Consider the following 24,538-nt stretch of genomic DNA (forward strand, 5'->3'; position numbering starts at 1 on the left):
TTTCTCCCATCGTTTTTATGGCGCTGCTTAATTTAGTAGTCTGTCAACTTTGTTTTAACGGGTTTTGATGGTTGATGTGCCGCGCTCCGCGCGGCACATCAACCATCAAAATTGTTTTGACACAACACTAGGTATGAATACAGACCGACTGGTACCGCTGATTTCCCAACAAGAGATTGCCGATACGGTGCAGCGACTGGCGCAGGAACTCGATCAGGACTATTGCGATCGCAATCCAGTCGTGATTGGCGTCCTCAAAGGCTCGTTTATCTTTCTGGCTGACCTGATTCGCCAGATGCAAACGCCCATTCAGCGAGTTGAGCTGATCAAGCTGTCGAGCTACGGTTCCGGCATGACCAGTTCGGGAGAAGTTAGAATGCAGATGGATGTGCCTGCTGCGGTGATTAGCGGACAGGATGTGATTGTGGTGGAAGACATTGTTGATACGGGCCTGTCCACCACAAAAGCGTTTCAGGTGTTAAGCAGCCATCAGCCGAAGAGCTTGAAGCTTTGCACCCTACTTGATAAACCCGATCGCCGCCAGGTTCCGGTCACGATTGACTACTGCGGCATCATGGTACCGGATCGGTTCATCGTCGGTTATGGTATTGATTTCGACGAACGCTATCGACAACTGCCTGCAATTTATGCAGTTGAGCAGTCATTCAGTTGAATATTTAGCTAAAAGCTAAAAACTAAGTCCTATGAACGTACTCGATTGTTGCATCTTCGCAACAGTCTTGTTTAAGTTCCTTTAGAAAGTCAAAGATTGCTCACATAGAAAAGATGTTCTTTCTTTTCTATGGGTAATGCAGTAATAAAATAGGCTTTGGCTCATTTACAATCGGACGTTTAATGTAAAGCTTGATACGAAATCTGGTAATGACCTGCCAAATTGAATTTTGGGCAAACAGCGCTCAGCTACAGAGTTTTCAGCCAGCAAAGTTTGGTTTTCATAATGGATTAGAGCTACATCCATTCGTAAAGCCAGGCGTCAGTACCAGATTATTTATCACGCTTCCTGACCTCATTTACCGCCGCTCACAGTTAGTTCATTTAGTCTCATTTGTTCTTTAGCTTGCTTCGTTTAAGCAAGCCGTTTTCCAGCCGTTAAGCGCTCAGTATACTCGCGTCTATCCTAAAGGTTTACTATGTCTGCAACAATTCGCGTCCTCATGTGTCCTCCCGATCACTACGATGTGGACTATGTAATTAATCCGTGGATGGAGGGCAACGTTCATAAATCATCCCGCGATCGCGCCGTCGAACAGTGGCAAGGACTGTTCCATATTCTGAAAGAACATGCCGTTGTTGATCTGGTCAAGCCCGAAAAAGGCTGGCCAGATATGGTGTTCACGGCCAATGCCGGACTCGTTTCTGATAAAACCGTCGTACTCAGCCGTTTTCTCCATCCCGAGCGCCAGGGCGAAGAACCCTACTTCAAAGCCTGGTTTGAGCAAAATGGCTTTACCGTACACGAACTGCCAAAAGACCTACCGTTTGAAGGCGCTGGTGATGCCCTCTTAGATCGAGAGGGTCGCTGGCTGTGGGCGGGGTACGGCTTCCGGACTGAGCTGGATTCTCATTCCTACATCGCCAAGTGGCTGGATCTGGAAGTTTTATCGCTGCGCCTCGCCGATGAACGGTTCTACCACTTGGACACCTGCTTCTGTCCCTTGACCGACGGCTATTTGCTCTACTATCCGCCTGCCTTTGATGCCTATTCGAATCGGCTGATTGAAATGCGGGTGCCTGCCGAGAAGCGGATCGCCATCGACGAACCCGATGCCGTGAACTTTGCCTGCAATGCGGTCAATGTGGATCGGGTCGTGATTATGAACAAGGCCAGTGATCGCCTCAAGCAGCGGATGACCGATTTAGGCTTTCAGATCCTTGAAACACCGCTGACCGAGTTTCTGAAAGCAGGTGGCGCAGCCAAGTGCTTAACCCTCCGCACCACGGAACCAAGTCAGGACGAAATTCACGCTAATCAGCCTGTGGAAAGCCGCACGATCCGGCTGGAGGGACACCTACTCGACAGCGGTATTATCAATCGGGCACTGGATCTAATTGTCGGTGCTGGCGGTAGTTTCCAGGTGCTGGATTTCCATCTGGGCGAACAGCGCCAGAGTACATCATCTGCCTCCGTGCGCGTCTCGGCTCCCGCCCGTGAGGCGATGGACGATATTATGGCCCAACTGATTGACATCGGGGCAGTAGCGCTGCCTAGCGAGGTGCAGAACGCCCAGCTTGAAACGGTGGCTAAAACCGGAGTTGCGCCTGATGACTTCTACGTCACCACGATTTACCCGACCGAAATTCTCCATCAAGGGGCATGGGTGCGGGTGCAGAACCAGCGGATGGATGGCGTCATTGTCGTCAACGAAACGAATAGCGGTGTTGTGGCACGATGCAGTTTGCTGCGCGATTTGCAGGTCAATGACCGAGTCGTCGTTGGCGTGGAAGGCATTCGGACGGTTCGTAAAACTAGCGATCGCGACCAGAAAACCCAGGAATTTACCTTTATGGGTTCCGGTGTATCCAGCGAGCGCAAGGTTGAACTGGTGGTTGAACAAGTTGCTTGGGAACTGCGCCGTCTGCGGGATCAGGGCGGCAAGGTCGTGGTTGTGGCTGGCCCAGTGGTGATTCACACGGGCGGTAGCGACCATCTCTCGCAGCTAATCCGCGAAGGCTACATTCAAGCGCTGCTGGGTGGAAATGCGATCGCAGTTCATGACATTGAACAGTCGATGATGGGCACCTCCCTCGGTGTGGATATGAAGCTGGGCACAGCCGTGCGCGGTGGTCATCGTCACCATCTGAAGGTGATTAACGCCATCCGCAACTGCGGCAGCATTGCCCAAGCTGTTGAGCAGGGTGTGTTGACGCGCGGCATTTTCTACGAGTGTGTGCGCAACAACGTACCGTTTTCCTTGGCCGGATCAATCCGCGATGACGGCCCGCTGCCCGATACCAAAATGGATCTGCTAGAAGCGCAGACCGATTACTCTCGCTTGGTGGAAGGCGCAGACATGATCCTGATGCTGTCTACCATGCTGCACTCGATTGGCGTCGGCAACATGACTCCCTCTGGCGTGAAGATGGTCTGCGTGGATATTAACCCTGCCGTGGTGACCAAACTTAGCGATCGCGGTTCAGTCGAATCCACAGGTGTTGTCACTGATGTTGGCCTGTTCCTCAGCCTACTGGTGAAGCAGCTCGATCGGCTCACCAAGCCGTTTGCCGTGATGTAATATCAAGTCCGTGTATAAGAGTTTGTGAAATGCTTGCGGAGCAAGCATTTCACAAACAATAAAATAACGGGTTTTCAAGGAGACTTCATATATAGCGATAGTCAGCAATCAGGATAGGTCATAGAACAAGAACAGGACTGACGTTAACCATCAGTCCTGTTCTTTTAGTCAACGAGTCAACAAGATTGAACAATTTTGCTACTTGTTCGTCTATGGAACTCATCGCAATCGCTAAAAGAAAACTTTATTCAGTTTTGATAGGGTGCTGATTTGATCGATAGCTGTGTAAACGAGCGATTGCGATCGCAGTTTTTCCTATCTGAAAATCCATGCTGAAATCAAACTGGTTCCGTACCGCCATTAGTTTAGGTTTATTGGCGTTAATCGCACCTGTTGCCGATGCCTGTCCTGAGATGAATCAACAAGCATCCACTCGGTCGGTTTCGGTCGAGACCGCTCCATCGATGCGGGTGGAATCTGTCCGGGTGGATGCTGTTTCGACGACTGAACCAACTGAACCAAGCGAACAAACCATTTTAGCAACCACTCCAACCACCCCTACCTATCTGATTGAATTGCTCAATTTGACCAATGCTGAACGTCAGCGGGCTGGTTTAGCGCCCCTGAACCTGTCCGATAGTTTGACCAGTGCGGCCCAGTTCCATGCTCAAGACATGGTACGCAGCGGCAGCTTTAGCCATACAGGGTCAGACGGTTCACAGCCCAGCGATCGCGCTTTAGCGGCAGGGTATCCGTTCCGTTATGTAGGCGAAAATATTGCAGCAGGGGGTTCGACTGCTAGCGTCACCATGCAGCAGTGGATGAATAGCGCCGGACACCGCGCCAATATTTTGAAGCCGGAATATACCGAAGTCGGCTTTGGCTATGTCGCTGATGCAAATGCACCCTATCGTCATTATTGGGTACAGGTGTTTGGCAGTCCGCGTTAAACAGCCTTAAACCGCAGGGCGGACACATATCCGCCCTGCGGTGAAATATTTCGCAAATTGGGCGGTGGACTGTTAACGTCTACCAAGGGGCATCTCAATTTGGTCATTGGTTGGTCATTAATTTGGTCATTTAACCAAATTTGTCGTGTTTGTTTCTGAGATTAAACGAAGCGCATGAAAGCCCGTTTGCATTACCTTGTAGGAGTTGCCCTTACACTGGTTTGCTCCATCCCAATGCCTGTGAATTCTCAATCCACTGCCCAATCGAATCCGCAATCCATGACGGCCCAATCGATCAATACCCAATCGACTTGGCAAAATCCCCCCGATCCAATTCCAGAACTGCTGGATGCCCGCTGGTTTCCAGCGGTTAAAGTTTCGCCTAATCGCCAATGGCTGGTGCGGTTAGAGCGTCCCACCCTACCTGCGATCGCAGAATTGGCGCAGCCTCGTGTGCAAGTGGCGGGCCTCCAGATTGACCCAGCAACTCGAAGCTCCGCCATGAACTATACGCTGCGGGGCATAGAAATTCAGAATTTGACCACTGGTGAGATTCAACCCGTTGATCTACCTGAGGATGCTCAAATTGATCATCTGCACTGGTCACCCGACGGCAATCATTTAGCCTTTACGCTGACCAAACCGAACGGGTTGGAGCTGTGGGTGCTTGATCTGCCAGCCGCCAAAGCCCAGCAGTTAACGCCGCCGATCTTGAACGCGACCTATGGCGAACCCTGCAAGTGGCTGTCGGCTGAAGCGGGACTGATCTGCAAAGTTGTGCCGGATAATCAGCCCGCTCCACCTGAAAAGCCGCTGGTTGCAGATGGTCCCCGCGTTGAGCAGAATCTGGGCCGCGAGGCTCCCAGCCGCACGTTTACTAATCTGCTGCAAAATCGTCACGATGAAGCACTGTTTGAGTATTACCTCACCTCAGCGCTGGAATTGGTCAGTCTCAACGGCGATCGCAAACGCCTGACTGCGCCCCAGCTGATCCAGTCCGTCACCGCTTCTCCTGATGGACAGTGGATTCTGCTAACGACGATTGAACGCCCTTTTTCCTACCAGGTGACCGTCCAGCAGTTCCCCAAGCGGGTTTCGGTGCTGAATTTAGAGGGCAAAGAAGTGTTCCGCGTGGCCGATTTGCCCCTAGCCGATGACATTCCGGTAACGTTTGACTCCCGCCGCACAGGTCGTCGGGTAGTTCACTGGCGCGGCGACCGACCCGCCACGCTCTACTGGGTGGAAGCCCTGGACGGAGGCGATGCGGAACGTCAGGTGGACAAGCGGGACGCCGTCTATCTGCTGGATGCGCCGTTTACCGATCCGCCCCAACTGCTGTGGCAAACGGATTTGCGCTACTACCAGATGTTCTGGGGCCACGATAATTTGGCGCTGGGCATGGAATATTGGTATGACTCGCGCCGCATTCGGACGTGGCAGATTGATCCGGCTGATCCCAGCGCAGCCCCGACTCTGCTGGAAGATCGCGATTTCCAGGATGCTTACAGCGATCCGGGTGAACCGATAACAGCTCCTGGCGTGTATGGTCACCACACTCTTATCCTGGCCCCAGACGGCAACAGCATTTATTTCAAAGGGCGGGGAGCCTCACCTGAGGGCATCTATCCCTTTTTAGACCGCTGGAATTTGGCCACGGGCGGGCGGGATCGTCTCTGGCAGTCGACTGATCCCCAGTATGAGCAGGTGGTGGTGCTGTTTGATCCTGCCGCTGAGCAGATCATGACCTATCGGCAGTCTCAGGCGGAACCGCCCAACTATTGGCGCGTGGATCTCGCTTCGGGTGAGCGGGAAGCGTTAACCAACTTTACTGACCCAATGCCCTGGTATGCCGACGTCAATTGGGAAGTGGTGCGCTATCAGCGAGCAGACGGTGTGGAACTCTCGGCTACGCTCTATCTGCCGCCAGGCCATGATCCCGCCAGCGATGGCCCTTTACCCACGGTGCTGTGGGCCTATCCCCAGGAATACAAGAGTCGCGATGCGGCTGCCCAAGTGACAACAGCAGAAAATGCGTTTAGCCGTCCCTATGGCTATTCACCGCTGCTGCTGCTCACCCAGGGCTACGCGCTGATGATGGGGCCAACCATGCCGATTATCGGTGAGGGCAATGTTGAACCCAACGATACTTATCTGGAGCAGCTCAGCGGTAGTGCTGAAGCGGCAGTGAATTACCTAGTTGAACGGGGCATCAGCGATCCCGATCAAATTGCGATCGCAGGTCATTCCTATGGTGCCTTCACGGTTGCCAACTTACTGGCCCACACGAATTTATTCCGGGCTGGTATTGCCAACAGCGGAGCCTATAACCGCACGCTCACCCCGTTTGGTTTCCAAGGTGAACAGCGCACGTTTTGGGATGCGCCGGAAACCTATATCAATATGTCGCCCTTTACTCATGCAGGCAAGATCAATGAACCGCTGCTGCTAATTCACGGCGCAGAAGACGAGAATCCCGGCACCTATCCCAATGAAATACCCCGCCGCAAGCGGACGGGGTATCAGAATCAAAAAAGAGCAAGTTGATTATCCCGATGCAATTTGAGGTAATCTTTGCCTTGGGCTTGAACATATTTGGCGATCATTCCTTCATCCCCGTGGCGGCCTACTGTACTCGCAAAATATCCATCACTCCAAAACTCGCCTCCCCAAAGTTTCTGCTTCACTTGAGGGCATCGTTTGAAGACTTCTCGTGCAGTTAAACTTTTCAGCATCGTTACCAGTTTGGTCACACTATAGGTCGGCACGGACTGCACTAGAAAATGGACATGGTCTTTGTCCACTCCAATTTCGACAAACTTCACCTCGTAGCGTTTCTCGATTTCGAGGCAGACCTCTCGCAGAACCGCATCTACTTGCTCATCAAACACAACCCGTCGATACTTTGCTGGAAACACTAAGTGGTATAGCAAAACTGTTACGTTATGACTCTTGTGGATGTACTCACTCATTCTTAGATCTTACGCCGCAGAGCGGCGGGGAATGGACCCCAAGAGATTCAAAGTGAGCGGCTGTATGGTGCCATGCAGGGACTCGGCGGTACGGTGCGCTGGGTTGAGCTACCCCATGAAGGCCACGGTTATCGATCGCGGGAGGCGATTGGGCATACGCTGTGGGAGATGACAAATTGGTTGGATAGGTATGTGAAAGAGGGTGAGGAGTGAGGCGAGAGCGATTATCTTAAAAGTCAAGTCGAAAGGAGGTCAATTACGTCATAGCAGCCTCCGGTGGTTGCCAGTGCGTGCCGTGCTTGAGCATGGCATTGAGGATCGTCAGCAGCTTGTGCATAGCGGCAATGCGGGCGACTTTGGCTAACTTGCCACGCTGTTGCAGCCGCTCATAAAAGGCTTTGATGACAGGGTTGTAACGAACTGCAACTAGAGTGGCCATGTAGAGCATCTGCCGAACGGGTTTGCGGCCACCAAAGATCGAGCGCTGCCCTCGCTTTTGCCCACTATCGCGATTGAGCGGAGCCACCCCAACGAGAGCGGCAATTTGACGGTGTGAGAGCGTTCCTAGCTCCGGCAGCAGAGCCAACAGGGTGTTGGCAACCACCTGACCGACACCTGGAACAGAGGTCAGTTGAGCCTGGTGCTGCTGCCACTGTTGGTTGTGTTCCACTTGCTCATCAATCGCTTGGTCAAGGTCGCTGATGCGGTCTTTGAGCCAGTCGATATGGGCTTGAACGTCTTCCTGAGCGGGACCTCGCAGTCCAGCTAAACGGTTGCGCTCCATGGTGAGCATCTCCACTAATTGGCGGCGACGGGTCACCGCATCCTGTAACTGTTGGTGAGCCTCACTGGCCAACGGTCGTAGCGGAGGCTGCATCGCTTCGCCAAACCAGGCGAGGATCGCCGCATCGATTCGGTCGGTCTTAGCCAGTTGATTGGCAGCTCTGGCAAAGTTGCGAGCTTGCTTGGCGTTGATCACCGCTAGTGCATAGCCCTGCTGCTGTGCTGCAAGCGCGATGTGTCGCTCATAGCCACCTGTGGCTTCAACGATGATGCGACCCACCTGCGACGGCTTGGCCAACCGACGGGTTAAATCCTCAATTCCCTCACTGCTGTTGCTCACTCGGAAGTTCTCTCCAGACGGTCTAACATAAACATCCAGCCACCGTTTACACACATCAATGCCGACCCACTGCTTGACGGCTGATGACCTTGAGTCGGTTGATTGCGCGCACATAGTACTCTCCTTGTAGCGAATTCTAGATGGACGATACACACAACTCAGCCTTGCGTCATTCGGGATCTCTTTGTCCCTGCCGATGATCCGAGTTTGGGGTATCAAGTTGAGAGGCGACCCTGGCTCTCGCACGATGTCTCGCATCTCAGGAGGGTCGGTCTACCTCTCTTCTCTCAACATACAAGGAGTAAAGCGTTAAAAGTGCGATCGCATTTACATATCGTCTCAGTACCAGAATGAGTGGTGGGGTTGCATTGAGGGAAAGTGCGATCGCATTTAAGTATCATCTCACTACCAGAATGAGTGGTGAGGTTGCATGGAGGGAAAGTGCGATCGCATTAACAATGTGTCTGGTAACAAGAACGTTGATGATCAATGATGGATGACCAGGAGGGTTTTTGATGCTTAGCTCAACAGCACAGAAACGATTAGCATGAGTATAGACAGCTTACACAGCAATATTCAGCAGGAAATGAACATATAGAAAGCCAGAATCCATGATTAGCCGTAGTGTTACAACTAAATCTATATCATTTCAGGATTAGGTCGCTGTACCAATGAGGAAGCTTTTGTTGAACACTCCATGTTTCGAGCTTTTTAACGGGTGGTATGGTCGCTCCTTCCTTATTGATTGGGCATTTTTAGGTTTTATGAGTCAAAATAGTGCGTATGTATAGCTAGGGTTAGAAAAAATTCTTTTCTAAACGCTGCTAATTACAAACCTTTGCACACCTGAATAATAGGTAGACTACTTGTGGGGCGGAAAAAAATCTCAGAGCGAGAAACCAAACTACTCTGCCTGAAATCAGGAGGCATCTGTGCGTTTCCAAACTGTGGAAAATCACTAACTCAAGAAGGAACCGATTTAGATGATCCTGTCATAACAGGCGAGATTGCTCATATTGTGGCTTATGAGCCTGGTGGCCCACGAGGGGATGATTCATTCCCAAAGGAAGAACTCAACAAGCATACGAATTTAATTCTGCTCTGTGGTGATCATCACAAACTGATTGATTCTCAGTTGAATACGTACAGCATACCTGTACTTCGAGAAATGAAACGAGATCACGAAGCCAAACAGCGTGGCTCGAATCAACCGGAGAATACAGAAACCTCAGTTTCTTTCATTCAAGACAACTTACACAGCGGTCTTCTTGCTGTCTCCTATCTCCCTGCTGTCGTATTTTCAGCCCCAACTAAATATGGTGATCGCCAAGAGCATGAAGTAAAAGCACAGATGCAATATCCGTCTGATAAATGGGAACTCGCTCCATTCCTGCTCAAAGAAGGGCGTCTCTATGCTTTTCACGACCTGCGAGAGGCTAGCAACCCATTTCAATCTGTAACTTCAGACCAGGACGTTAAGCTGATTTCGGCACAAATGTTCTGGGACTCTGCGGAAGGAAAGCGTCGATATCAAACTCTGTTGAACCGTGCCCTCTACAAATTCACAGCTCGTTTTAACATTCGATACGATCCGGATCACCGACATTATTTCTTTCCTCCAAATGAAGATAAAGAAGAACGTTCCGTTATTTATCGTCCTTTGAGTCAAGGTCAGTCTAAACGGAAAGTTGCGTGGCCCCAAACGCGGAAAGCAACTGGAGAAACCAAAAATTTCTGGATTCATCTTGCCGCCTCACTAAAGTTCCATGAAGTGGCTCCACTACAGTGGTGCCTGAGTATTCGACCTGAGCGACACTTTACCTTAGGGCGTGTCATCAATTAAGCCAGATGACGGTAGCCGCGAGATAAATCGCCCCTAGAAAGCTCTCGGCTAGCTTATCGTAGCGGGTAGCAATGGCTCGATACTGTTTTAACTTGGCAAAAAAGTTTTCAATCAGATGCCGGGCTTGGTAGAGTTCCTGGTCATACTCACGAGGCTGACGTCGATTGCGCTTAGGCGGAATCACGGGTGTGATGCCGTCGTGCTCTAAGCGCTTGATGACTCGCTCATCGGCATCATCGGCTTTATCAGCCAGCAGTCCATCCGCCTCCAAGTCGCTCAAGAGCACATCAGCTCCGTCTAAGTCACTCGCTTGTCCGGGGGTTAGATAGAAGGCGGTCGGATTGCCCAACGCATCGACACGGGCATGAATCTTGCTACTCAATCCCCCTTTACTGCGACCTATCGCTTGGGCAGAGGCATCCCCCCCTTTGCTCCGGCACTGTGCTGATGAGCGCGCACAATGGTCGAATCAATCATGGCATATTCATTATCCGGCTCATTGGCGAGCGCTTCAAATACTCTCAGCCAGACTCCCGTGCGACACCAGCGTCGAAATCGGGTATGGATTTTGCGGTAGTCCCCAAAGCGCTCTGGCAAGTCTCGCCATGGAATCCCGGCTCGATATCGATACAAGACCGCTTCCACGAACAGTCGATTGTCGCGAGCCGTCACGCCCACGCTGCCAGCTCGACCGGGCAACAGGTCTTTCATGCGCTCCCATTGGTCATCTCGTAGGGCATAGCGACGGGGCATCCTAACACTCCTAATTAGATCGATTGCTCAGCTGTGACTCTTGATTTTACGCTGTCACAGGTCTATTTGATGACACGCCCTAGATGGCTGCACTCCTTTGCCTTCAAAGCAAATTGGTCGTCGTTCGACACGACTCAAAGCCCGGATGTATAACGATCTATATCTGAGTGAAGTTCACTTCTGGCGAGATTATCTTAGCCAAAGCAAGCCACAGATTTTCTTCAACTTTGGGAATCAATCAGCCATCATTGATACATCGCAGCTTCTTACCTTTGAAATTAAGTGGCCAGGAATTGCTGAGGATACTAAGCTATTCAAAAATCAAATCGCTACTCATGATCTATTTAGCTATAGTGAACTTCTTCACGCACTTGAAGGAGAAGATTACGATTACGAAGGCTTAGATGAAGATGAGGACTATGAGCTTGAAGATGAGAATTAAATGAATACGGCAGTGAGCAAAATTAAACCGCTCGAATTGAATTATCCAAGACTTTCAGCTCAGTTTTTTGATGAGCCAAAGCTTCTTTTCGCAGATAATAAGGAACACAGCGATCCTAAAATCGGCATTGCCCTTTATGGCCCTCGATCTCTCGGAACAAGTCGTCATAAACAGGAAGTACATATTGGCTTCATCGGTAGTGCTGAGGGTATGACTATAGCCAAACAATTTTACGACGATCTGACTGATGGTGTTGTTGGAGAGACTGGGCAAATATCGTTTCCAGGTTGTAAAGCTGATCGAGGTTTCCGATGTGAGCTCCGCATGGATGAAAACCTCTTTGAGTCAATCACTCGAAAAGAAATTATTGAAGTTCTCGGTATCAATAAGCAAAAGGAGCGTTTCGAGAGATTATTAGACATTCTGCAAACCAAATTAGAGCTGCTTACACAACGGGATTACCCACTTGATTACATTGTTTTTGTCCCACCGTATGACCTTTTCAAAAAGTGTAGGGTTGCGGATTATCGAGTGCAAAAAATCCCTATACATCGAGATCTTCGACGAGCCTTTAAAGCACTCGCAATGCGATTTCATAAACCTACGCAAATCCTTCAGGAGACCACAATTGGCCTAGTTGATTCTCGTCGGCAACTCGATCATCCATCACGAATTGCTTGGAACCTCTTGACTGGCCTTTACTTCAAGGTTGAAGGATTACCTTGGTCTCCAATTGGCTTGACACCAGGAACCTGTTTTATTGGAGTTAGCTTCTTTCGACCTCTTGGTAGTGTAAGCACCTTGCGCAGCAGCGTTGTACAAGCGTTTGACGAAGATGGTGAAGGACTTGTTCTCCGTGGCCCTAGTTTTCACTGGAATAGTCATCAGGAGGAGCGATCACCTCATCTATCCGAAGAGATGGCTCATGAGTTACTGCAAATGGTGCTTAATCGTTACCGGAGTGAACGACGACAACTCCCTCGTCGAGTTGTTATTCATAAAAGCTCTCGCTATGAACCGGAAGAACGCTCTGGCTTTGAAAAAGTATTGGGTGCTTCTGGAGTTGAACAATATGACTTGGTTTCGCTTCGTATCTCGAATGATGTCCGATTGATTCGAGCAGGGCAGTATCCGCCTTTACGAGGTGCTAGCTTCAATGTGGGAGATATTTCTTATCTATACACAACTGGTTATATTCCAGAAATAGGTGGATATCCACATGGTCATGTCCCTTCTCCGCTGCAGGTTGCTGATCACATTGGAGATGCTTCTGATGCTCAGATCAAACAAGAAATTTTGCTGCTAACAAAGATGAATTTCAACTCTGCTGACTTTGCTGGTTCGATGCCTATTGACCTTCGTTTCTCACGGCTCGTAAGCAACATCCTACGTGAAATCCCAGCAGAGCAATCACCCCAACCAAAATATAAATACTACATGTGATAACCTATGAGCAACTCCATCATTGCTAAAGTTATCGAGAAAATGAATGACTTGCCTGATGACTTACAACAGCAAGTCTTAGACTTCGTTGAAACACTACGACAACAACATCTAAATTCCTCTGGCGATGCCTGGGATGTCCTCGAATCTCTCACTGGCACGGTAGAAGCCCCAGCCGATTGGTCAGCCGAGCATGATCATTATCTCTATGGCACTCCCAAACGCCAGGAAACTGAATCATGATCCGCGAGCGACTATTCCTAGATACTGCCTTCATTCAAGCATTGCTCAATTTTCGCGACGACTACCATCAGCAGGCCGAACAGCTCTTTCCTCGTGTTCGCGCTGCCTCTGAAACTTGGATCACAGAAGTCGTTTTAGTAGAAGTGGGTAACGCTTTAAGTGCCATTAATCGCGATGGAGCCGTTCACTTTATTCAGCAGTGCTACAGCACCGATAACATTAACGTCGTCAGCGTTGACACAGCTTTACTGATGCAAGCACTTGCCCTCTATCAGTCTCGTCCAGATAAAGACTGGGGCTTAGCCGATTGCATCTCCTTCATCGTCATGCAGCAGCAAAACTTAACCGACGCAGTAACCAGCGATCGCCATTTTATTCAAGCAGGCTTCCAAATTTTGATGCGAGACAGAGATTAGCTTCCTATGAAGCAGGATGTGCGATCGCATTACCTATTCCAAAGCTTTACTCACTTTCGTCTTCCTCTGCTGAATAAACTCCGCAAAATCCTTGACCTCCTCTAACAGCACCTCCGGCATTTCCTCAATCAGCATCAGCAACTGTGCCCGTACCCCCACACTTTCCTCAACCGATTTCACAAGCTGTAACTGATGCGGATACACCGTCTCAACTCCCAGCGTCTCAACAAACGCTTCCGGATCTGCTTGATTGGCAGGCTCAAAATTTCCCTCTGCGTCATACTTCACCCAACCACCAAAACACTCCACCAGGTAAGCTTCCCCCTGATTCAGCACCTCCACAATTGAACCCAGAGTTTCAGCAGGCACATGAATCCCGTTGCCTGAAACGATATCCTCTTTCAGCCGCACTGTGTCAAATAGATTAAACGTCATGACTGCCTCCGCTTGCGATCAGGATATGCCGTGACAAATTGAGGGAATTCAAATCCTTGAGGTTGCTCCATATTTCAGGGACTCTTGTTGAGAGACTGCACCTGATCGAGTGTAGTCGAACTATTATGTCCGCTTTTTGCAATAACGGCATCCTGTGCGTTTCGTTATGGAATTAAACTGAAAGGACAGCGCTGACAGCATCTGCATACCTGCGCTCTGAGAGCAAGCACTAATGGCAACGACCTTACGCATCCAAACAGAAACAACTCCTCTAACGGTTTCCCTGCCGTCCATTGCGCCAATGACGCAGACCGAATTCTATACGTTTTGCCAAGCCAATCCAGCCCTGCGAATTGAACGCACGGCCACCGGAGAAGTTGTGATTATGCCACCCGCTTTTTCAGATACCGGGAATCGTAACTTTAACTTGGCGGTGCAGCTTGGCATTTGGTCAGAACAAGATAGCACTGGCCTCGGTTTCGACTCCAGCTCCGGATTTACACTTACCCAACGGAGCCACCCGTTCACCCGATGCAGCTTGGATTAAAGCAGAACGCTGGAACGCCTTGACAGCAGAGGAAAAAGCATCCTTCGCTCCCCTCTGTCCAGACTTTGTGATTGAGCTGCGGTCTGCCAGCGATACATTGGCAGAGCTACAGGCCAAGATGCAAGAATATATCGACAACGGCACCTCGCTAGGATAGCTGATCGATCGCAAACAGCGGGCGGTTTACATTTATCGGCCTAATCAAGCACCTGAACTGCTGGATAATCCCGATGAAGTCAGCGGCGACCCCGAATTACCGGGGTTTAGATTATCGATGGCAAAGATTTGGTAGCCATTAATAGAGAATTGAGAGGATTTGTTCGCGCAGCGTCTCTACAGCCAGTTACCCAGCAGCACAAACGGTGCCCAGAAAAACGGATGAACGTAGCATTTAACTGGCTGGGCATCTGCATCAAGCACAGCAGCCAATCTCTGCAAGTTGATCTACAAACTCAAGGGTGGATTGTGCCGTCTGGCATGGTTGCCCCATGTAGACAAGCGCCCTCTAAATTTGCGTCCCAGAGATTAGCCTGGATCAAGTTGGCATAACTCAAGTTAGCGTAAGCTAAATTAGCTCCTTGCAAATTGGCGCGGCTTAGATCGACTTTGATTAAATGCGCCTCTTGTAAATTGGCATTACTCAAAATGCTCTCGCGCAAATCTCCATCACTCAGTATCGCCCCCTGCAAATCGGCTCCGTAAAGATTGGCCGAGATCAGATTCGTGCCAATTAAGGTTGACTGCATTAGATTAGCCTGACTCAGGTTGGCCGTACAGAGATTTGCCATGCTGAGATTGGCCAGCGTCAGATTGGCGCTGTGTAGCGTAGCCCCGACTAAATTAGTTAAGCAAAAAACAGCGGCGGTAAAATTGGCGGCGCGGGCATTGACACCCTGCAGATTCGCCTGACTAAACGTGGCTTCTCGTAAGTCCGCCTGGCTCAAATCCGCATACTTAAGCGTGGCACCTCGCAAATTAGCCGTATAAAGCGTCGCGCCCCGCAGATCAGCCTGGGTTAGATCAGCGCCTTCAAACTGGGCTAAGCAGCCGTCAATCTGGGATAGCTTAGCCTGGTTGAGATTGGTACGTTTGAGGCTGGCCTGCCGTAGATTGGCATGGGCTAAATCGGCCATGCTCAGTACAGCAACATTCAACGTGGCTTGCTCTAGATCGGCTTCGCGCAGGTCAGCTTCGCGCAGATCGGCTCCAGCCAGATTCGCCTGCTTGAGTTTAGCCTGACTCAGATCAGCAGTGTAGAGTAGCGCTTCTCGCAGATTGGCATGTTCCAAGTTCGCCCCTCGGAGATGCCCCATGCAGCAGTCGGTTTGGCTCAGATCAATCTGACGCAAATCGGCATGACTGAGCAACACTTCCCGTAAATCCAACAGGGATGGAGATGATGACAGATTAGACGAAACATCAGGTGAACTACGGGCATATCTAGCCTGCCGCCATTGGTTCCAAACGGATACACCTTGATGAAGGCGAGCGAGATTTTCCTCCTGCATGTCAGACCTCTTCAGCAGCTGAGAGTGTGAGTTTAATAACAACGGAAAGTCCGTTTTGATTCAGACCGTATTCTTGATATGTCTATCCTCTCTCCAGGAAGGTTCCCTCACCAAGAGATCCGGTACTAAATTGCTATAAAACTTGATGAGGCGAGGGATTGGTTTATAGAAGCTTTAACTAGATGATGTAAGAACTGTAAAGGGTTGTAAAAAGATAAAAGAGATGACAAGCAGTAAATGAGTCATTATATGGTCTGTGCAGAGTTGCAGAATAATGTAGCGTAATTTACCGGATAGATGGCAATTTTACGGGCTTCTGATCAAGTTTCCGAAAAATTAGCGGTTGTGACTGAAGGTTTAAAGTAGACAATTTTGCTGACCGTGAGTCTTGATCAAGGTTTGTATGGCAAGAGCCTGTTGCGTACTCATGGAAATGATGATGCGGACAATGACGGTCAGATGATCATGTCAGCGTCAAATGACATTGCAACATGACGTTAAATCTTGGCGATCGCTGTTGAGAAGCTGCTGTTCAGGTGCAACCTAAAGAATAAGCGCGACAGGATTGCTGTTTGATTGCTGCTATACGACTGCTTTGTTAATTACTTCATTACCCTACTCCAATGAATAAGAGGCTTGATCCCGCCCTAGTGCTATCGTTTGCGGTTACGGTTGGCTTGCTGGGAGGTGGTGTATGGCTGCTAGGTAAAACTGCTCCTGGATTGATGAGTAACTTAACTGGCTCAACGCCAGTGCAATCGGTTTCGGACGGAACCGGGCTGAATCCGCGATCGCAAACTCAGTTGCGAATTCTCGGTGATACATTCAGCGGCTACAGCACGTTTCGTAATGGCACATTTCAGGATGGTTTGCAGGAACTGGGGCTGTCGCTGGAATACGCTGACGAGTTCGATCAGGCCAAGCGAGCAGAACAGCTCAATAAGGGGCAAGCTGACCTGATCGTGACAACGCTGGATCAGTTTTTGCAGCAGCAGCCCAACGGCAAAATCGTCGGTTTAATTGACCGGACGGTGGGCGCAGATGCGGTGGTGCTCAATACCAAGCAGTTCCCTAATCTCAAGTCGCTGCTGGATTTGCAGCCGCTGATTGCAGCCTCTCGCCAGCAGGGCAAAGCGCTCGGTATTGCTTTTGCTGGTGATACCCCCAGCGAGTATTTGGCGCTGGTATTGGACACCAAGTTTGATGCCTTCAACCTGTCGGATTTTGAGCAAACCCGCGTAGCCGATGCGTCGGAAGCGTGGGAACTGATGCAAGATCCGGATAGCAATGTTGCGATCGCAGTTTTATGGGAACCCTACGTCGCCCAGGCACGGCAGCAGGGTTACACTGTCGTTCTGTCTAGCGAGGACGCGCCCAACTCGATTGTGGATGTGATTGTCGCGTCGGATCGGGTGCTGCAATCTCAGCCAGCTCAGGTGCAGACTTTTCTGGAAGCCTACTATCGCCGCATTGATACCAACGTGCGCGATGCCGCCCAGCTCCAGCAGCAGATTGCTGAAGACGGTTCGTTATCTACCGCTGATGCCGCCGCGATTATTCAGGGCATTGACTTTTTCTCGGCTGCCGAGGCGCAGACCTGGCTGAGTGACGGCACGCTAAAGCGCCGAATTGAGGCGACAGCGGCTGTTCTGACGCTGTCTGGTCGATTGAACGGTGTGCCGGAGCAGCCGGAATCGCTCTATACGGGCGACCTGATTGCCAAAGCCGCGAGCAATACCCAAACGCTGATTGATTTGGTGCGGGCCGACAACCCCGAACTGGCCGATCGCTTAGCGGGACAGGGGCAAACCGTTGGCGCAGCCGTGCCCCAGCTTACAGCCACGCAGGTTCAGGCCGCCCCGGATATCGGCAACCTGGACGTGCGCGGCAAGGTAGAGTTTGGTACTGGCGCAGCTCAACTCACGGCTACGGGTCAGCAAACTCTACAGCAGCTTGCCCAGGAGGTAAAAGAGTTTAACCCGCAAACGGTTGCGGTGCGGGTGATTGGGCATACCTCGCGTTCGGGTGGTGCGGCGTTTAACCAAAATCTCAGCCAGCAGCGAGCGCAGGTAGTGGTCGATTATCTGCGATCGCAGGGCATTCAGCACAATATCATCGCGGAGGGCAAAGGCTGGACGGAGCCGCTGTCGGGGATTGATCCGGCAAATGCTCAAAATCAGCGCACTGAAATTCGATTGGTGCGAGTGAATTAATAATCGCAAGGGGATTGGCCACTGCGACCAATCCCCTTGCATGCTTTCACCTGTCTCTTCGACCAAACTCGTTGAAGTTACCTAGGGGCAAATAACCATTCGCCCCTACCGTATGCGTTTAACTAAACTAACTGCTTAAAGCAGGTGAATGTTAGAGAAGTTAAATTCAGTGGTGGTGGTTTCGCCTTGGGCGGTGGCTCGAATCACCTGGCGAGTCATCAGGTAGTAGTCACCGAACGGCTCATAGGTGTCTTCAAATTCCATTTCGCGCATGACGGCTTGGGTTTCGGGATTGCGGAAGATGGCGTCGTAGCGGCTGGAGACATAGCCACTGCCCGTGTCTAGGCTGGTTTTGTGATCAATGGTGAAAGCCATGCGACCCATGACGCGGCTGACTTGAGCAATTTCTTGGCCTTTCACTTTGTAGTTTGAGCCCATGGCGTCGCCCGTGACCAGGATCTCGACTGCGCCATTTGCGTCGGTTTCACCAAAGGCAAAGCTGTTTTTGCCGTGCGCCTTTTCAAACGTGTTGCGCTTGCGGTGCGTGACAATGTCCCGCATTTGCGTGTAGGCGGATTCTTGCACCTTTTCGTCTTCAAAACCGCTCACTTCAACGGTCATATCTTTGGCGATGCGAACCTGTCCGGTGTGAACTTCGTCGCCCTGCTTGATTTCGAGATCAGCTTCGTAGCCAGGAAAGTTGTCGTCCCAGGTGTAGCGGTTTTCGTAAGCGGCGCGAAACACGTCTTGAGCGCTGCGCTGCATCGTTTGTTCAGCCATGCAATAATCTCCCATTGTGCGTAATCGTCTGTTCCCTATCTTAAACTGGGATGCCAAAGTGCGCCGCCTTAGCTAGCTTGCACCAGTGCCGCAAAGTCATCCGATGAGAGGGGACGCCCGGTGTAATAGCCCTGGACGAGATCGCACTGTTGCGATCGCAAAAAGTCGAACTCAGCTTCGGTCTCAACCCCTTCAGCCACCACCTCTAAATAAAGCTGATGAGCCATGTGAATCACGGCGCGGGTAATCGCTTCATTTTTCGGATCATCCACCACATTTCGCACAAAGCAGTTATCTAGCTTCAGCGTGTCAATGGGGAACAGCTTGAGATAGTTCAGTGACGAATATCCCGTGCCAAAATCATCAATCGCCACCTTAATCCCTAACTGTTTCAGCTCATGGAGGACAGTTGCGGTGATATCGGTATCTTGAACTAGCGTTGTTTCTGTCAGTTCAAGCTCTAGATGTTGTGGGTTGAGCCCAGAATGCTGGAGGGCATGGACGATCATGCCGACTAAATCCGGTTGGCTAAACTGATAGCCTGAAATATTGACCGACAAGTGGAGCGGCTGATCCGATAGTTCGGTTTGCCAGCGCTGGGCTTGGCGACAGGCTGTGTTTAACACCCATTCTCCAATTGGTACAATCAGCCCAGTTTCTTCCGCTAATGGAATAAAGGCTTGGGGTGAAATCGGCCCATGTTCGGGGTGAAACCAGCGAATCAGTGCTTCTGCGCCCGCTAGCTTGCCCGTCATTGGATTAACTTGGGGCTGATAGTAAATTTCGAATTCATTTCGTCGGAGTGCATATTGTAAATAGGTTTCTAGCCGCAGTTGATCATCCGGCAGCAGTTCTAAATCAGATGTAAACAGCTTGTAGTGGTTTCCCTTCTGCTGCTTGGCGTGATACATAGCGGCATCAGCTTTGCGCAACAGCTCACTAATTTCGCGACCGTGGTCGGGATACAGCACACCCCCAATACTGGCGGTGACAAAAATTTCCTGACCAGCAATGCGAAATGGATGGGCTAGCGTCAGCAGAATAGCCTGAATAATCAATTCCACATCGCGGCGCGAGCTAATTTCTGTGAGCACTACGGCAAACTGACTACCGGTTAATCGAGCTAGTGTATCGCTGAGGCCAATGCAGTCTACCAACCGCTGGGCTACGGCTCGCAGCAGTTCATCTCCGTAGGGATAGCCCATTAAGTTATTAATTTGGTTAAGGCGGTTGACGCTGAGGTAGAGGACTGCTACGGGTTGCTCTTCCCGAATGATTTGATTGAGCGCTTGATAGAATCGCTCTCGAAACAGCAGGTGGTTGGGCAAATCTGTCAAACTATCGTAATGAACCAACCGATTCAGGCGTTCGGCAGCATGGCGCATGACAGCGGCATATCGTTCGTTAAGAGCGGCCCGCTGGGATAGTCTTGCCTGAATGGAACCGAGTAGTTGAGAAAGGGTAAATGGTTCAATCAAAACGTCATCAGCGCCTAGTTCCATGCCTTGTCGCACACGAGTTTGATTGGGATCAGCCGCAATCAGAATTACCGGAATGAGGGCGGTATCAATATGGCTGCGAATTTGAACCAGCACTCGGTAGCCGTCAGTATCGGGTAACGATAGATGACACACAATCAGATCAGGATGGGAAGATTGTGCGATTCTTACTCCTTCATGGCCATTTGGCGTAGAGAGAATATTAAAGTTAGCCGATTCGATAAAACTAATTGTGCGATCTTGCAGTCGATCTGTAGCTCCAATCATCAAAATGGTTTTCATCTCCAGTTCCAGTCACTGCACCCTTGAGCGTTCAAAATGTCAGAAATATAAATCGTCGTCATAGCGATTTGGCCGTTATTGGGCATGGGGGCAGTGATCTGTGCTCTGTGTTTGTTGAGTTGTCTATGAAAATGAGGGCAATGATCGAGTTCGCTGCACGTTGGTCAGCAACGCAGGTGCTAACGATTGCCAACGATCCAGATCCTGCCCAATGTTAGACATTAAACCGATGAAATATAGACTTGGCGAGTGAACCGATATGCAAGGATTGCGATGAGCAACTGTGGTGGGCAATTGCGATCGCAACATCACCTCGTTTACGGTTCTGCCAATCACTGCCAGACCCTGCACAAAATACCAGATCTGGCCGATATGAAATACTACATATGGCGTATGCGATCGGTATGGCCTATCTGCTACATACACTTCCCTGAAATATCGCAGCCAGCAAGGTTGCTCCTCGTAAATTCACGGAACTTTTAATAACTTCCTGCCTATTGACCAAAATCCGCTTCATAATCCGACCGTAAAACGCTGCACGATGGCGTCAAATCAAGATAACGCTACTCCATAGCCGTAGTGAGATGGAATCCGTTCGAAAATCCATCATTTTCTTAAAAACAACTGGTGTTGCGTTAACGACTTCAATACCAACTTGAGATCGAGTGCAAGCATTGTACCGAAATGTGCTCCCTTTTTTAGCAAGGGCGTCATCCCACGGTTGCGTTAGGTATTACAGCTGAGGGCTGGTTTTATAGGGGTTCTAGATAAGAACGAGAGAGGAGAGTGCCTCAGGATGAGGCACTCTCCTCTCTCGTTGTAGGCTTCACAAGCTCAATCCGACCTCTAGCTAAGTATTGATTGCTGAGTCTTGATAGCCTCTGCTGTAGCCCTTACGCCTCACCCCTCACAATCAAATTGGCTGCAATTTTGCCCGAGTTCATCACGCCTGGAATGCCTGCGCCGGGATGGGTGCCTGCACCCACTAGATATAGATTGGGAATGTCCTCGCTGCGGTTGTGGGGTCGGAACCAGGCGGATTGAAATAAGGTGGGCTCAATCGAAAAGGCGCTGCCCTTGTAGCTGTTCAATTCATCGCGAAAATGCAGCGGGTCGATATGGTGCTCCGTGACAATGTGCTGCGACAAATTGGGCAGGTAGCGGTCTTCCAAGTACTGGATAATGCGATCGCGATAGGGTTTTGCCTGCACTGTCCAGTCAATGTTGGCGTCTAAGTGGGGCACGGGTGATAACACATACCAAGAGTCGCAACCGGGTGGAGCCAACGAGGGATCGGTGGCGGTGGGTCGGTGCAGGTACAGCGAAAAATCATCGGCCAGAACTTTGCGATTGAAAATATCGTCCATTAGTTCCTGATAGCGTGGCCCCATGAGGATTTCGTGGTGAGCCATCTCGTCATAGCGGCGGTTGGTGCCAAAGTAGAGGACGAAGAGGGACATGGAGTAGCGTTTGGCCGTGAGCGTGCGATCGCAGTTTTTGCGGCGATCGGCAGCGGGCACTAGCTGCATGTAGGTATACGCGACATCGGCATTGCTGATTACGACATCGGCGGGAATTGTTTCATCGGTGGTGAGTTGTAAACCCGTTGCGCGGTGTGTTGTCTTATTGATCAGGATTTTTGACACAGATGTATTGAGTCGCAGCGTGCCGCCCAGATCGTGAAACAGCTTAACCAGACCGTTGACCAGTGCGCCCGTGCCACCCATTGCAAACCAGATACCAAATGCCTGCTCCAGCTTGTGGATCATGGCGTAGATGGTTGTACTTTGGAAGGGATTGCCGCCAATCAGCAAGGGGTGGAAGCTAAACACCTGCCGCAAACGCTCGTCTTTCAGGTACTGATTCACGAGACCCGCAACGGAATGCCAGGTTTGTAGCTGTGCCATATCGGGAGCCACTTTCAACATGTCAGCGAACTGCAAAAAGGGCTGCTCCATCAGCGGCAGTCCCTTTTGAAAGATGCGCTCGGCCATCTGATAAAAGCGCTCATATCCCGCTACGTCATTGGAATTAAACTGGCGGATTTGCTCAACCAGCGCTTTGGCATCGTCGCTGTAGCGGAACACCGAGCCGTCTTCAAACCGCACGTTATAAAACGGGTCAAGTCGCACCAGTTGTACATAATCCTCGGTGCGCTTGCCGCTTAGCTCAAACAGTTCATGAATGAGTTGCGGCACGGTAATAATTGTCGGCCCACCGTCAAACGTAAAGCCGTCTTGCTCATAGACATAGGCTCGACCACCGGGCTTGTCTCGTTTTTCGACGATTGTGACTTGATGCCCCTGCGCCTGGAGCCGAATGGCGGCGGAAAGTCCACCAAAACCACTGCCGATGACTGCGATTTGCATGGTTGCCTAGCATCCCAACTGAACTGAACAGATAGCCACCATTAAAGCGATCGTGGCTGAGATAGATTTAGAGAGGACATGGGTTGAACCAAAAAGCTGCGAAAAATTGGGGCATAACAGCCCCGTTGCACACCGACCACTCAAAGCTGGTGGATTGAGTTTGAGAGGTTATTGGCGGCGGGTAAACAGGATCGCTCTGCTGCTCAGGTTGTCTGTGGGGACAAACCTGAGAGCTTACCCATCAGTGTTGAGAGTCAAGTCAATGCAAATGCAATGAGAGCCGCTACTCTCCAAGAACTTTAGCTCAACGTATATTGACTACTTTTGAAGCACTTTACTGCTTTTGGCGTTCTTGCAACGCCTTATCAATTAATTTTGCCACCAGCCATGAGACAGACCGTTCATCTGTCTGTGCCCATTCCTCCAGTTCTTTTTTGCGCTCAGCAGGAATGTAAGCAACCACTCGATCTAAATCTGTTTTACCGCCCATTTTAAGTTTTACTTTCGCGTTTTCTTATATCTAAGATACCAACAATAGCCTAGCCTGCGTTGTGCTATGCCTTGCTGTGCTAGCATGGCATAGCGTGAAATAATCAAGGCTTTTATCCATGAACCGCTCAAATGTGCTTTCAATCGCTGAAAATCTTATGCAATCGCCAACGAGTCCAGGGCTTGTCTTGCTTTCGGCTAGAGAATTAGACAAGATGCGACGTGTCGGACGACTGGCTGCGAATCTCCTCAATCATCTTGAATCAATGGTGCAGCCTGGAGTGAGTACGCAAGCTTTAAATGATGAGGCGGCACGTTGGATGCAAGCTCATGGTGCAGTTAGCGCTACACTCGGTTACGCACCTCTTGGTTATCCCCCATTCACAGGTTCAATTTGCACCAGCATTAATGAAGTGGTTTGTCACGGCATTCCGAACCCAAAGCAAATCCTTAAAGACGGGGATATTATCAATATCGATGTGACGCCAATTTTAGATGGGTATCATGGCGACACGTCTAAAACATTCTTAGTTGGAAATGTATCAGCAACAGCCCGAAAATTGGTTGAAGTCACTCACCAAGCAATGATGCAGGGAATTGCTGAAATTAAACCCGGTGCCAGAATTGGTGATATTGGTGCTGCAATTCAGGAATATGCTGAGGCAAATGGGTTTTCGGTTGTTCGAGAAATGGTGGGGCATGGGGTTGGCCGGCAGTTCCATACAGAGCCTCAGATTCCTCACTATGGCAAACGGGGTAGCGGGCTAAAGCTGCGTCCGGGCATGGTTTTCACGGTTGAACCGATGCTAAACGAAGGAGCGCGTACTCTCAAGTTTTTAGCGGATGGTTGGACTGTGATTACAAAAGACAAGAAGCTCTCAGCTCAGTTTGAGCACACCGTTGCTGTGACTGAGGAGGGAGTAGAAATTCTAACTCTTCCCTAAATTTTCACGAATAATTTCCAAGACACAATGCCTTTA

General features: G+C 50.3%; 21 protein-coding genes and 1 pseudogene. 13 read left to right on the plus strand and 9 right to left on the minus strand.

Annotation, left to right across the window (positions count from 1 at the left end; all coding sequences use genetic code 11):
- Positions 1–133: 133 nt before the first annotated feature.
- The 4 genes from hpt to AC286M_RS25110 all read left to right on the plus strand — a co-directional run bounded on the left by hpt (position 134) and on the right by AC286M_RS25110 (position 6,748).
- Positions 134–673: a hypoxanthine phosphoribosyltransferase gene (gene hpt, locus AC286M_RS25095; protein ID WP_488206976.1), complete on the plus strand. Its 540-nt coding sequence runs from the start codon at positions 134–136 to the stop codon at positions 671–673.
- A gap of 478 nt (positions 674–1,151) precedes the next feature.
- The gene (argZ, locus tag AC286M_RS25100; RefSeq protein ID WP_488206977.1) at positions 1,152–3,254 is read left to right on the plus strand and encodes a bifunctional arginine dihydrolase/ornithine cyclodeaminase; all 2,103 of its coding nucleotides are present in this window, start codon (positions 1,152–1,154) and stop codon (positions 3,252–3,254) included.
- Positions 3,255–3,583: 329 nt separating this feature from the next.
- On the plus strand, positions 3,584–4,204 hold the full coding sequence (locus tag AC286M_RS25105; RefSeq protein WP_488206978.1) for a CAP domain-containing protein: 621 nt from the start codon (positions 3,584–3,586) through the stop codon (positions 4,202–4,204).
- A 240-nt stretch (positions 4,205–4,444) separates the two neighbouring features.
- Positions 4,445–6,748 (plus strand): S9 family peptidase, encoded by a 2,304-nt coding sequence (locus AC286M_RS25110; RefSeq protein ID WP_488206979.1) that lies wholly within the window; start codon positions 4,445–4,447, stop codon positions 6,746–6,748.
- Here the strand turns inward: AC286M_RS25110 and tnpA are convergent.
- The gene (gene tnpA, locus AC286M_RS25115) at positions 6,730–7,173 is read right to left on the minus strand and encodes an IS200/IS605 family transposase (RefSeq protein WP_488202591.1); all 444 of its coding nucleotides are present in this window, start codon (positions 7,171–7,173) and stop codon (positions 6,730–6,732) included. The genes AC286M_RS25110 and tnpA overlap by 19 nt on opposite strands.
- Positions 7,174–7,245: 72 nt before the next feature.
- On the opposite strand from tnpA, the gene AC286M_RS25120 reads away from it, so the two are divergent.
- Entirely contained in the window at positions 7,246–7,386 is a 141-nt protein-coding gene (locus tag AC286M_RS25120) for a hypothetical protein (RefSeq protein WP_488206980.1), read from the plus strand.
- Positions 7,387–7,429: 43 nt separating this feature from the next.
- Here AC286M_RS25120 and AC286M_RS25125 read toward each other — a convergent pair whose 3' ends face one another.
- Positions 7,430–8,410 carry an IS110 family RNA-guided transposase gene (locus AC286M_RS25125; protein ID WP_488202946.1) on the minus strand — a complete coding sequence of 327 codons (981 nt, stop codon included), beginning with the start codon at positions 8,408–8,410 and terminating at the stop codon, positions 7,430–7,432.
- A gap of 754 nt (positions 8,411–9,164) precedes the next feature.
- Between AC286M_RS25125 and AC286M_RS25130 the strand changes: the two genes are divergently transcribed.
- Positions 9,165–10,139 carry an HNH endonuclease signature motif containing protein gene (locus AC286M_RS25130; RefSeq protein WP_488206981.1) on the plus strand — a complete coding sequence of 325 codons (975 nt, stop codon included), beginning with the start codon at positions 9,165–9,167 and terminating at the stop codon, positions 10,137–10,139.
- On the opposite strand, the gene AC286M_RS25135 is transcribed toward AC286M_RS25130, so the two are convergent.
- Positions 10,132–10,892, minus strand: a protein-coding gene (locus tag AC286M_RS25135; RefSeq protein WP_488203762.1) for an IS5 family transposase whose coding sequence is annotated in 2 segments (ribosomal slippage) — positions 10,132–10,565 and positions 10,565–10,892 — 762 coding nt in all. Because the reading frame shifts where the segments join, the coding sequence is not laid out codon by codon here. The two genes, AC286M_RS25130 and AC286M_RS25135, sit on opposite strands and share 8 nt — an antisense overlap.
- Positions 10,893–10,989: 97 nt before the next feature.
- Here AC286M_RS25135 and AC286M_RS25140 point away from each other — a divergent pair.
- The 4 genes from AC286M_RS25140 to AC286M_RS25155 are packed head-to-tail and all read left to right on the plus strand — an operon-like array spanning position 10,990 to position 13,436.
- Positions 10,990–11,334 (plus strand): hypothetical protein, encoded by a 345-nt coding sequence (locus AC286M_RS25140; protein ID WP_488206982.1) that lies wholly within the window; start codon positions 10,990–10,992, stop codon positions 11,332–11,334.
- Entirely contained in the window at positions 11,335–12,777 is a 1,443-nt protein-coding gene (locus AC286M_RS25145) for an argonaute/piwi family protein (RefSeq protein ID WP_488206983.1), read from the plus strand.
- A gap of 6 nt (positions 12,778–12,783) precedes the next feature.
- Complete coding sequence (locus AC286M_RS25150; RefSeq protein ID WP_488206984.1) at positions 12,784–13,020, plus strand: hypothetical protein; 237 nt, start codon at positions 12,784–12,786, stop codon at positions 13,018–13,020.
- Positions 13,017–13,436: a type II toxin-antitoxin system VapC family toxin gene (locus AC286M_RS25155; protein WP_488206985.1), complete on the plus strand. Its 420-nt coding sequence runs from the start codon at positions 13,017–13,019 to the stop codon at positions 13,434–13,436. The genes AC286M_RS25150 and AC286M_RS25155 overlap by 4 nt, the downstream gene beginning before the upstream one ends.
- A gap of 33 nt (positions 13,437–13,469) precedes the next feature.
- Here AC286M_RS25155 and AC286M_RS25160 read toward each other — a convergent pair whose 3' ends face one another.
- Positions 13,470–13,871 carry a hypothetical protein gene (locus AC286M_RS25160; protein WP_488206986.1) on the minus strand — a complete coding sequence of 134 codons (402 nt, stop codon included), beginning with the start codon at positions 13,869–13,871 and terminating at the stop codon, positions 13,470–13,472.
- Between the two features lie 301 nt (positions 13,872–14,172).
- Between AC286M_RS25160 and AC286M_RS25165 the strand changes: the two are divergent.
- A pseudogene (locus AC286M_RS25165) lies at positions 14,173–14,575 on the plus strand (Uma2 family endonuclease).
- A gap of 295 nt (positions 14,576–14,870) precedes the next feature.
- On the opposite strand, the gene AC286M_RS25170 reads toward AC286M_RS25165, so the two are convergent.
- Positions 14,871–15,926 carry a pentapeptide repeat-containing protein gene (locus AC286M_RS25170; protein ID WP_488206987.1) on the minus strand — a complete coding sequence of 352 codons (1,056 nt, stop codon included), beginning with the start codon at positions 15,924–15,926 and terminating at the stop codon, positions 14,871–14,873.
- 623 nt (positions 15,927–16,549) lie between these two features.
- On the opposite strand from AC286M_RS25170, the gene AC286M_RS25175 reads away from it, so the two are divergent.
- The gene (locus tag AC286M_RS25175; RefSeq protein WP_488206988.1) at positions 16,550–18,139 is read left to right on the plus strand and encodes an OmpA family protein; all 1,590 of its coding nucleotides are present in this window, start codon (positions 16,550–16,552) and stop codon (positions 18,137–18,139) included.
- Between the two features lie 135 nt (positions 18,140–18,274).
- Here the strand turns inward: AC286M_RS25175 and AC286M_RS25180 are convergent, their stop codons facing one another.
- The 4 genes from AC286M_RS25180 to AC286M_RS25195 form a co-directional block, all read right to left on the minus strand.
- The gene (locus tag AC286M_RS25180; RefSeq protein ID WP_488206989.1) at positions 18,275–18,919 is read right to left on the minus strand and encodes a DUF3386 domain-containing protein; all 645 of its coding nucleotides are present in this window, start codon (positions 18,917–18,919) and stop codon (positions 18,275–18,277) included.
- A gap of 68 nt (positions 18,920–18,987) precedes the next feature.
- Positions 18,988–20,700 (minus strand): putative bifunctional diguanylate cyclase/phosphodiesterase, encoded by a 1,713-nt coding sequence (locus tag AC286M_RS25185; RefSeq protein WP_488206990.1) that lies wholly within the window; start codon positions 20,698–20,700, stop codon positions 18,988–18,990.
- An 893-nt stretch (positions 20,701–21,593) separates the two neighbouring features.
- The gene (locus tag AC286M_RS25190) at positions 21,594–23,069 is read right to left on the minus strand and encodes a phytoene desaturase (protein WP_488206991.1); all 1,476 of its coding nucleotides are present in this window, start codon (positions 23,067–23,069) and stop codon (positions 21,594–21,596) included.
- A gap of 334 nt (positions 23,070–23,403) precedes the next feature.
- Complete coding sequence (locus AC286M_RS25195; protein ID WP_488206992.1) at positions 23,404–23,559, minus strand: ribbon-helix-helix domain-containing protein; 156 nt, start codon at positions 23,557–23,559, stop codon at positions 23,404–23,406.
- Between the two features lie 118 nt (positions 23,560–23,677).
- On the opposite strand from AC286M_RS25195, the gene map reads away from it, so the two are divergent.
- The gene (map, locus tag AC286M_RS25200) at positions 23,678–24,502 is read left to right on the plus strand and encodes a type I methionyl aminopeptidase (RefSeq protein WP_488206993.1); all 825 of its coding nucleotides are present in this window, start codon (positions 23,678–23,680) and stop codon (positions 24,500–24,502) included.
- Positions 24,503–24,538 lie beyond the last annotated feature (36 nt).

This window comes from Thainema salinarum CENA647, from assembly GCF_057732415.1.